The sequence below is a fragment of the Thermanaeromonas sp. genome, from assembly GCF_021890735.1.
Classification (GTDB): Bacteria; Bacillota; DSM-521; order Neomoorellales; family Neomoorellaceae; genus Thermanaeromonas.
Genome location: NZ_JAKKUR010000064.1, coordinates 1 through 9728, shown reverse-complemented (window position 1 = coordinate 9728; position 9728 = coordinate 1). Strand labels below are relative to the sequence as shown.

Sequence of the window (9728 nt, the reverse complement as noted above, 5' to 3'; positions counted from 1 at the left end):
AAGGGGTTCTGCTGGAAGCTTATCAAGATCTTACACATGGCCTCGATGATAACCACGTACAGGCGGCCAATATCTTGGACATACATACAAGGGCTCTGCGTGAAATAATGGGTATTAGGCGAGACAGCGACTCTATACAATGGATTTATATCGATAGAGCTACAGAGTTCTTAGCTCAAATCCTCGTAGTTATAGATACCTTTCTTCTCCAACTTAAGGATCGCATCGAACATGATCCCCTGACCGGCCTTTACAACCGTCTAGCGCTTTACCCAATATTAAGTCAATTATTAAAAGAAGCCCAGGAAAAAAGTAAACCCCTAGTAGTTGCTATGTTAGACTTAGACAACTTTAAAGTAATAAACGATGAATATGGGCACCGTGTGGGCGACGAAGTTTTATGTGCAACGGCTGGAATTATAAAAAGAAGCCTGCGCGGCGGTGACAAGGTTATCCGTTACGGGGGAGAAGAGTTTGTAATTATCCTACCAGATACGACCTTAGATAAAGCAAGAACTGCCCTCGAAAGAATACGAAGCCAGATCGCTAAAGATGTCTTAATCCCGGGAATAGAAGTCGTTATAACCGTTAGCATAGGGGCAGTGGAATATCAGGGTACGGGAATTACATCTGTCAACGATCTCATAGCCCGGGCCGACAAGGCTATGTATAGAGCCAAAAGACAAGGTAAGAATAAAGTGGTCTGTGGAGACGGACCGGAACCTAAAAATTGAAAGTGGGGTTTGTGTCTAGAATCATGCTTTCTAAAGATTTCTTCGCCGAACTTTTAGGTATAATCCAAGGAAAATATGAGGCCACCTTTTTGAGCCCTGAACTGAGCTCCAACCTAAAGTTTCTGCTCCATAGAATGCAACAATCTGTGCGTGATATCTCCCACTTTCTGGATGCCTGCCAGCAGGCAGTAGAGATCGGGCGCTTGTTTTATGGGCACGAAATACCTACTGAGCAAGTGCTGCGGGAACTGGTAGCCTTAGCAGATACCTTTATAAGAGATTATCTACATACCCAGGATCTGCCAGCAGGCGGACAAAAACTAAAGGAAATACTCGTGGGCGCTATACTGGAGCTAGGCTGCGTGTCCTTAGGATACCAGGACGAAGCGCTTAGAGTGCTAAAAATACTTTCGGAAACCGATCCCTTGACCGGTCTCCTAAGCCGGGAGCATTTCCAAAAAGAACTAGATACGGCCTTGGAGTATGCCAAGCACCATAATGAGAATCTAAACGTCATTTGGGCCGACGTAGATGATCTCAAGCTCGTCAACGATCTTTACGGATACGCAGTGGGCGACGCTGTTCTGCGTGTTGTAGCAGAAGTCTTGAGGGAAGTTTTCGCACCGGTCAATGGTATATTAGCGAGAACAGGAAGTAACTCCTTCGGGGTTATAGTTCCAGCAAAAGATATGTATGAAATCCTGGCCCTAGCGGAAAGCTTTCGCCAAGCTGTAGAACAACAGCGGCCCATCGAAGAGGATTTCGGAGTAACAGTAAGTATCGGTATATCTTGTTATCCAGTACATGGAATGGCAGCCAACGACCTTCTGGCCGCTGCTGAAATGGCTACCTTGAAAGCCAAGCGTCTGGGTAAGAACCGCATAGTAGTATTAGATGTGAACGCCGGTACCACGGACTTAACTGTAGTCCACGAAAAGAGCCTTATCCTAAGGGAAGCCTTACAAAAACCGGAGGGTGTAATCCCATATTTTCAACCCATTGTTGACGTGGAAACTGGAAACGTTATAGGGTACGAAATACTGGCCAGAATACAGTACCAGGGCCGGGTACTTCCGGCAGCAGCCTTTGCTGAGCTGGCTGAGGATATAAATATGATCCACAGCCTTACGGAAAAGTCCCTGGAAAAAGCCCTCTGGAAAATCAGCCAAAAAGATTCCGAACATCTGATTTTCGTAAATTGTGCGTTGCAGGAAGTAGAACGTGATGACCTTGTAGAAAAATTCTTACGCATGCTTAAGGATTATGGTATCAGGCCGGACCGGCTCGTAGTAGAACTAACTGAGAGGCAGGCAGTAAGAGATGTAGGTAAGGTTCATATCTTTGCTACCCACTTACAGAACGCTGGCATGAGACTGGCTTTAGACGATTTCGGTAGCGGCTTCTCTTCTTTCTTGTATTTACGCCAGTTCGATTGCTATTTTGTAAAAATTGAGGGCTCCCTCATAAGGGATATCACGCGAAGCGCTAGATGTAAATTAATAGTTGAACACATAGCAGCCCTCTTACGTAGCCTGGCTATTGAACCTATCGCGGAATGGGTGGAAACAGCAGAAGCTTGCGCTATACTTAAGCGATTTGGTGTTAATCTATGTCAAGGCTACTATCTTGGGAAGCCCTCTCCGGAGATTCTTGATTAGTAGCCGTATCCGTGAAAACCCTTGGCACAACCTCCGCATACAACAAAAACTTACGGCACAAGTCTTTTGCAAAATCTGATTAGGGAAAGCACGCCGGTACCTAGAAGACAACTGGAAGGGGTTAAGACACTGGCAGCAGACGGGGGAAAAATAGGCTGCTACAGGTTCTAACTTTAAATTGCCACTAACCCTGTCCGCAATTGTACTTGATTTGGAAACATAGACTGTGCTATTTTACACTTAGAAAGGCTTGGCAATTCTGAGCTTGGGTCAATCATGACCTGCCGTCAAGGGCAAACCCGTCGAAAGGCGGGGGCGCAAAGCCACGGGCCTAAGGCTGGTGGAAGGCTATGGCAGCCGGGCTGCCGGTGGGGTGCCACAATATATACAGCAAGCTAGTATTCAGGATAACCACACCAGCCGGTATCCGTATCTACCGCCTGGTGTTTTTATTTTAGCGGAAGACCAGTTTTACCTTGCCCTTAGAAGCAGGCGCAAAGGATCCGTGTGGAGTAAGGGGAAGAAGCCTGGCCGACACTATTCCTCTTGCCTTTAAAAATGTAGGCAGCGGAAAAAGCTGGTGGCGGCTCTGGCGTAAGAGGCCTTTGGGCAGACTGCCACCTATCACGACCCGGCCAGCCTGGGAAGGTAGATATATGCCCAGAACCAATGGCTGGATCGCTTGCTGGTAATATTGAAGTAATTGAAAGGCTACACAGCCGGGAGCGGCTGACAGGCAGAAGGGAGGTGAAAAAATTGCGACGGTGTCTTGAATGCGCTAAGAAAGAACCAGACCGTCGTTGTGTGGAATGCCGTTACTTCGTTCAGCCGAGCCCCCTTCGCCGGGTTCCTTCGCCGCCCGTCCGGGTATTACTGGAAGATGAGCATGGCAAGCAGTATCCGGCCCACATTTTGGTGTTAAATCCCAGGGAGTTTGGGCTGGAAACAGAAGCCCCAGTTCCGGGCCGGTATATAATCAGGCTGCAGGAAAGCTTGTGGGTCGAAGTGGCCGGATTGCCGTTCAAAGGGAAAAATAACGTCCATGTTTTTGAGATCCTGTGCGTCCACCGGAAGCAAGGGACTGCCCCCCGTCTTAGCAATGAGGAATACCATTTGCTGACCGGAAGCGCCGGCGAGCTAGTAGAGGAGATTTCTCGCCACTTGCCGGAGCACCTTCAGGACCTGGTCAGGGAAAAACTGCTGGCTGAAGTGGAAAAATCCGAGCTAATTAACGCACTCAAGGTGGGAAAAGTGATGAAATATGAAGCGGGACGCTTCCGTTACCTTTCGGGCCAGGCCGACCTGGACCTGCCGATGGAAGAAGCGGAAAAACTGATGCGCCAGGCTATCCGCCAATCCGAACATCGACGCGAGGTGATCGTTAGTGCTGACGGGCAAAAGGTTTTTGATCTTCACTGCGTGCCGTTTGATCACAGGAGCGGTGGACTGCTGGCCTTTGACATCACCGAGGTAATTGAAAAGGAGAGAAAGATGCACCAGCAGGAGATGCAGGCTTACCGGGAGGCCATAGCGGCGGTAACGGGTGGCCGATTATACCTGGTGAATGGTGAAGAGATGGAGAAAGTGATCTCAGAAGGGACAGAACTGGCCAGGGGTGAGGTCCGGCAGACCCATAACATTCCGGAAGCCCGCCGGGTAATGCGGGAAGCTTTGCCTAGTCTCGACAGCCGCAGGCGGCACGCGATTGACTTGTGCTTGTCAGAGGCACTGACCAACGCTCTTAAACATGCGGGGGGTGGTTGGTGGCAGGCCAGACAGTTAGGGGATACCGTTAGAATTATCGTACAGGACCGGGGTCCGGGAATCAAAACCAGCGAATTGGCCCGGGCAACGCTGATGCAACATTATTCAACCAAAAATTCGTTGGGATGTGGATTTACCCTGATGCTCTACTATGCGGACCACCTCTACCTTAATACAGGACCATCAGGTACCACCCTGGCCCTGGACTTCACCGTTGTGCCTGAAGATGGGTCAAAACAGGACAAGGCCAATGAAAGAGGGTGATGTTATTGCTAAAAGTGGATGTTCATGTTGTTGAGGGAGTGTGTAGGATAGTGCTAAACGGTGAATTGGATGTGGAAACGGTAGCGCAACTGCAAGAGGCTATTAGGAAAGTGGAGGAACACACGCTGGAAGTTGACCTGTCAGGCATTTCTTTTGTTGATTCCACCGGTTTAAAAAGTTTGTTGGACATTAGTAACGAATGGCGACAAAAAGGAGGCCAGATGCTGATTTTGAGGCCGCAACCTGAAGTGGCGGAGGTGATGCGGCTGGTAGGGCTGGACAGGCTCCTAGCACAAAACACTGCTCTAGCCGGAGAAGAGAGGGAGGAGCAGGATGATAGAAGTCGTCACAGGGAATGAGCAAATACTAAAGGCTTACGGATTGGAAGGTAGTGGGTGTAGCCTGCCTGCCGGACAGGTCGGGGGAGATTTTTTTGAGTTTATCGCCTGCGACCAGAGAACCGTGTTTGCTGTCATCGGAGATGTAATGGGTAAAGGATTCCGGGCGGCCCGGCTGATGGCAACAATCCGCCATATGCTGCGGGAGTGTATTAGGATTAATCCCCATCCTCTGGAGGTAGTCCGCCGGTTAAACAAGGTGGGAGGGCATGAACTGCGGAAATGCGGGGCTTTTGCCACCCTATGCCTGCTGTGTTACGACGGGATAACTAGACGCCTCTCCTGTGTCAATGCAGGGCACCACCCTCCCCTCCTTCTATCTGACGGCAAGGTGAAAGTGGCCCGGTGCCGGGGAGTCGCCTTGGGTCTGTTGGAAGATTACCTTGGATCAGGGGTGGAGGAATTTTTTCTTGCTCCCGGAGATGCGGTGGTGCTGTATACCGATGGACTTGTGGAGGCCTGCGGTCCGAGCGCACAAAGGTACGGGCTCGAGCGATTGAAGGAGATAGTTCGCCTTCAGGATGGCACTGATGCAGATAAGATGAAACAAAACATTTTATCTGACTTGGAAACATTTACCCACGGTTTTCCTCAAAAGGATGACGTGACACTGGTTGTTATGAAGGTAACGGGAAAGGGAGGTAAAAGGGATGGAGATTAGAGTCCGGCAAAAGGAAGGGATGGCAATCCTGGAGGTGGAAGGTGAACTGGACTTCAGCAACGTGGAGCAGTTGCAGCAGGAAATTCAGCGACGACCGGAGGAAGTGGTGGAGATAGATCTGCAGGGACTTCGGTTCATAGACTCTTCTGGGGCGGGAATGCTCCTGAGCCAGGCCAGAGACCTGTATAGGCAGGGTCGGACCCTGAGAATTGTTCGCATCCCCGATCATATTCGAGAAGACTTGGAAGTGATAGGGTTTTTCCGAGTGCTAGAAATCCTAAAGACAAATCCCAACGCTTAGCAGGAGGTGAGTTCCTAAATGAAAGAGGGGATTACCCAAGGGCCACCCTCAGCAACAGCGAGTACAGCGGATAATGCTTTTCCGGACGGAGAACCGGTAGGTCCATATGCTTTTGTCAAACAGGGCCGCCTTGTCGTCCGGCACCGACCGGAGGGACCCTACCCGGTAGTGGTACCTTGTCCAGGGGTAAGACTGATCGTTAACGGCCGTGAGTGCACTCAGCCCACTCCTGTATCTATGATGGATACGGTGCAGGTGGAAACGGTAGAAGAACGAAGAGAAGGAAAATGGTCTGTGTCCGTTTCTTCCGATGGTCTACAAGCGATATTGCGAACGCGCCCTACGGTGGTAGTTCACCGGGAACTACCGGATCTGCCGCCTGCCAAAATACTACAACTGGCGGTAGTGGAGCAAGAAGAACGTCTTCCCCCACTCACATGGGACGAACTATTGCAGGAGTTATCCCGGCTGGGGATCAACTATGGCATAGACTGGGAAGCATGCTCTCGTGGTGTTACATCCTGTGCTGAAGAGGAGATAGTTATCGCCCGAGGTATTCCTGCACAACCCGGAAAGGATGGCTGGGTAGAATTGCTTTTTCCCTCTAATTCTAAGGTGCCGGTACTAGCAGGGGAAGACGAAACGGTGGATTTCCGGGAACGCTATGTTTTTACTTCGGTGGAGCCGGGAGAAGTTCTGGCTGTCAAACATCCGCCTGAGCCAGGACGTCCTGGCACCAGCGTCAAGGGTGAGGTAATCGTGCCGCCGACGCCCAAGGATTTTATCCTTTCTGTGGGAGAAGGAGCGGTGCTTACTAGGGATGGTGAACGGGCCGTAGCGGCGCGAGCTGGACGTCCTGTAGCCTCCCGCTGGCGTAACTTGGTGAAGGTAAGTGTATTACCTGAGTTGGTACATGCTGGTGACGTAGACCTTGCTTCAGGTAACATTGTTTTTAAAGGAGATATCCTAATTGGTGGAAATGTAACAGATGGGATGGCAGTAGAAGCCGACGGAAATGTTAGGGTGGAAGGGTTGGTCTCCGGCGCAAGGGTTCAAGCCAAGGGATCTATCCTGATCAGGGGGAATATCGTGTCATCGGTGGTAATCGCAGGAGGAGCTCCTGCCTTACTACGAATGTTACCACAGGTTCATACCTTGGCGGTCGGCTTGCAAGAGATGACCATGGCTATCCGGCAGTTACTGGATCACCCGGCGTTCAAGCAGGACGATCTTAAAGGCGGTATCGGTCCCCTGGTAATGTTACTGTTGGAGGGGAAGTTTCGCCATCTTCCCGCTACCGTAAAAACCTTCAAGAAGCAGGTTGAAACTATGCCCCCAGGAATGGCCGCGGAAGGCCTAGAAGAGTTTATCCGGGAAGTCGAACGAGCGCTGGTTCGTTCCCCTTTGGCCGTGCGTGACCTTCAGGAGATCGAAACGTTGGCTCGAAAAGCCGAGGAATGGGAACTGGCCTTTGCGTCCCCGCTATCTGCGGAAAGTAATGTGGTGGCGCCAAGCGTCTACAATTCCACCGTTATAGCTACCGGCGATGTCCGGGTGGTGGGGAGTGGTTGTTATAATTCCCGCGTTCAGGCTGGTAAGAAAGTGACTGTATCCGGGGTATTTCGCGGTGGCGAGATACAAGCTGGCGGGGATGTGTATGTGGGAGAGCTGGGATCCAGAGGTGGGGTCACCACCAGGGTGGTGACTGGCCCGACAGCCGTGGTTACCGTGGGTTATGCCTTTGAGGGCGCTTCTGTAGTGGTCGGCGGCCGGGTTTATCGTTTTGATAGGGAGGAAAAAAGCATCCGCCTCTGGTTGGATAAGGAAGGGAACCTCAGGTCTAAGGGAGTTCCAGCCTAGGAAATTAGTAGATCTGCCGAAAACGAGAATATGTTAGGGAGGTGGCCGATAGCTTCCGGTGGCGCAGGTTCTACCGCTTATCCTTTTACTCCCCGGTTCACTAAAGAAATATGTTTAATGCGGCCTTCGCCCTTACGTGAAAGGTATACATCTAGCTTTTGGGGGCTCTACTTCGAAGCACTTTTCCATAGGATAAATTCCTGTAACAAATCCTGCCAATCGGAGTGAGATATAACTGAAAGTCCTAAAGATGGCAGTTTCGACAATGTTCGACAGTACCTTCTAGTCCCTGCAAGTGTTGATTTTTCTAGGTTCTTTATACCGGATAATACTTCCTGTACCCTTCTGGGTTGCCTTGTGTTAGCTCTTGTGTTTGCGGTTTTGTTTGCGGTTTTCTTTGGTTATAAAAAATAAGGGGAGCCACCCAGTAAGAAGTTTAGCACTACTAATATATCTTAGCAGACAGCAACTATAAAACAAAACCAAATAAGATAGCTAGCTCTCCTTTAAAATGGGAGGGCTGCTGACTTGGGAGAATATTTTAAGGTCAACGAGGTGAACCCCATCAGATTCGTTATGGTACCCAAGGTCTTATTGAAAAATCAAAAATATAAAGGGTTAAGCCTGGGAGCAAAACTGGCCTATGGCCTGCTCCTGGATCGTATGGAGTTATCCAAGAAAAATGGTTGGTACGACGATGAGGGACGTGTCTATATAAAATAGGCACGAGAGGAAATTGCCGAAGATTTAAACGTATCCGGCCCCGTGTAGTACCCAGTTGGCCAGGGTCTGCCGGGAAAGGTCTATCCCCAAACTTTTAAACTGCTGCTCCTGGCGGTAGAGGGGTAACCCCACCCCATATTTCTGGGTCATGATGTAGCTTAGAAGCAAGGGAGATACCGGGCTTCCGGGAAGTATAGGAGCAGGCATGGGCGCTGTTATAACTGGGGTAGTTATTTCTTCTTTCTCGCAGCGGCGGCAGGAATAAACGTAGCGCACGTGTTTGACTATTTTCACTTGGGCCGGGATAATTTGAGCTCTTGCCGTACTTCGGTGCTCATTTCATGTAAGGGACCGCCGTGAGCTTTGACAGACCCGCTCTTCTTCCGGCAGGCGGTGCTCTACTACTTCTACCGGCAGATCTTCCAGGTTCATCTCCCGGCGGGTACGCGTTTTACGGCGCTGGTAGGTGATGGTCTCCAAATCCGGCTCACTTTTTTCCGGCCGGGCTTCCGCTTCTGCCTCATTAAAAAGCAAAAGCTGCTCTTGTGGTGTGCAAGTCCGTTCGCTGGAAGAACCGAATTGCCGTTTTTTACTTAAGCGGAACTGCTCCATAAACCAGTTTAATTTAGCGGTCAGTTCGGCGACTTGTTGTTCCAATTGAGCACAGCGCTCTCGCAGCTCTTCTATGGTCATGGTAGCTATAGATTTAGCAGTGTTCATACTTTAATGTTTCGACGAATCAGCCCAAATTCCTCTAGAATCAACCACAAAGTGAAAATATTTCTTCCTGATGCTTTATATTACAAGATGGTACGTGCTTTTACCTCAGGATGGGCTTTAGGTTGGTTTAGGGGAAGACCATCGAGCAACCAGCGCAGCTCCCGGCGGCTGATGGTGATGGTGGAAGAAGTAGTGTCTTGCGGCCATATGAATTTGCCCTTCTCCAGCCGGCGGTAATAAAGCCAGAACCCGTTGTGCTCCCAGTGGAGGATCTTTAGTTTGTCCCGCTTACGGTTGCAGAAAACAAAGAGGCAGGAAAAGTAGGGGTCCAGCTCGAATAGCAATAGATTTGCGCAGATCTGTTGCGCCGCAGGCGAGGTAAACCCGGTCGATACTAACTTCGTTTAGCATAACGCTATCAACACCTGGACTACCTGGGTGAGCAAGGCCGGGTCAAACCCGGGTCCTATCTCGATGCTGGCCGGTCCTATTTTGGCCAGGAGGGCCTGTTCTGGGGAACCTTGCTCGCTTATTTCTATTGGCAGCCACCGGTTGGAAGTCTCCGGGGGAGCTGTGGTCTGGTTCTTAAACTTCCGCAGCCAGTACCATAACTGCCTGGGGCTAATGCCCTCATGGGAGGCGCAC

The 9728-nt window shown here is 50.3% G+C and carries 12 protein-coding genes, 1 pseudogene and 1 riboswitch; of the genes and pseudogenes, 8 read left to right on the top strand and 5 right to left on the bottom strand.

From position 1 onward, the window contains the following. The 8 genes from L5656_RS08930 to L5656_RS08895 form a co-directional block, all read left to right on the top strand. The coding region (locus tag L5656_RS08930) for a GGDEF domain-containing protein (protein ID WP_297202028.1) at nt 1-734 on the top strand (734 nt) is incomplete at its 5' end. 11 nt (nt 735-745) lie between these two features. Beyond that, nucleotides 746-2392 carry a bifunctional diguanylate cyclase/phosphodiesterase gene (locus L5656_RS08925; RefSeq protein ID WP_297202024.1) on the top strand — a complete coding sequence of 549 codons (1647 nt, stop codon included), beginning with the start codon at nt 746-748 and terminating at the stop codon, nt 2390-2392. Nucleotides 2393-2674: 282 nt separating this feature from the next. After that, a riboswitch (cyclic di-GMP riboswitch) is annotated at nt 2675-2762 on the top strand. Between the two features lie 386 nt (nt 2763-3148). Further along, a complete protein-coding gene (locus L5656_RS08920; protein ID WP_297202021.1) occupies nt 3149-4420 on the top strand; it encodes an ATP-binding protein in 1272 nt (423 codons plus the stop codon). A gap of 14 nt (nt 4421-4434) precedes the next feature. Next, nucleotides 4435-4779, top strand: a complete 345-nt coding sequence (locus L5656_RS08915; protein WP_297202033.1) for an STAS domain-containing protein — start codon at nt 4435-4437, stop codon at nt 4777-4779. Then, nucleotides 4754-5479, top strand: a complete 726-nt coding sequence (locus L5656_RS08910) for a PP2C family protein-serine/threonine phosphatase (RefSeq protein WP_297202018.1) — start codon at nt 4754-4756, stop codon at nt 5477-5479. The genes L5656_RS08915 and L5656_RS08910 overlap by 26 nt, the downstream gene beginning before the upstream one ends. Next, nucleotides 5469-5780, top strand: coding sequence for an STAS domain-containing protein (locus L5656_RS08905; protein ID WP_297202014.1), 312 nt, complete (start codon nt 5469-5471; stop codon nt 5778-5780). Before L5656_RS08910 ends, L5656_RS08905 begins: the two co-directional genes overlap by 11 nt. An 18-nt stretch (nt 5781-5798) precedes the next feature. Beyond that, nucleotides 5799-7640: a DUF342 domain-containing protein gene (locus L5656_RS08900; RefSeq protein WP_297202011.1), complete on the top strand. Its 1842-nt coding sequence runs from the start codon at nt 5799-5801 to the stop codon at nt 7638-7640. Nucleotides 7641-8168: 528 nt separating this feature from the next. Next, nucleotides 8169-8363 (top strand): replication initiator protein A, encoded by a 195-nt coding sequence (locus tag L5656_RS08895; protein ID WP_297202009.1) that lies wholly within the window; start codon nt 8169-8171, stop codon nt 8361-8363. A 24-nt stretch (nt 8364-8387) separates the two neighbouring features. Here L5656_RS08895 and L5656_RS11420 read toward each other — a convergent pair whose 3' ends face one another. From L5656_RS11420 to tnpA, 5 genes and pseudogenes are all read right to left on the bottom strand, one after another. After that, a complete protein-coding gene (locus L5656_RS11420) occupies nt 8388-8639 on the bottom strand; it encodes an IS66 family transposase (protein WP_428849303.1) in 252 nt (83 codons plus the stop codon). Next, nucleotides 8619-8684: pseudogene (locus tag L5656_RS11510) on the bottom strand (hypothetical protein); the annotation flags it as partial. The gene L5656_RS11420 and the pseudogene L5656_RS11510, both read right to left, overlap by 21 nt. Nucleotides 8685-8702: 18 nt before the next feature. Further along, nucleotides 8703-9083 (bottom strand): transposase, encoded by a 381-nt coding sequence (locus L5656_RS08880; protein ID WP_297202006.1) that lies wholly within the window; start codon nt 9081-9083, stop codon nt 8703-8705. Nucleotides 9084-9163: 80 nt separating this feature from the next. Beyond that, complete coding sequence (gene tnpB / locus L5656_RS08875) at nt 9164-9427, bottom strand: IS66 family insertion sequence element accessory protein TnpB (protein ID WP_297202003.1); 264 nt, start codon at nt 9425-9427, stop codon at nt 9164-9166. 60 nt (nt 9428-9487) lie between these two features. Then, nucleotides 9488-9728 (bottom strand): IS66 family insertion sequence element accessory protein TnpA (gene tnpA / locus L5656_RS08870; protein ID WP_297202000.1); only part of this gene is annotated, 241 nt, incomplete at its 5' end.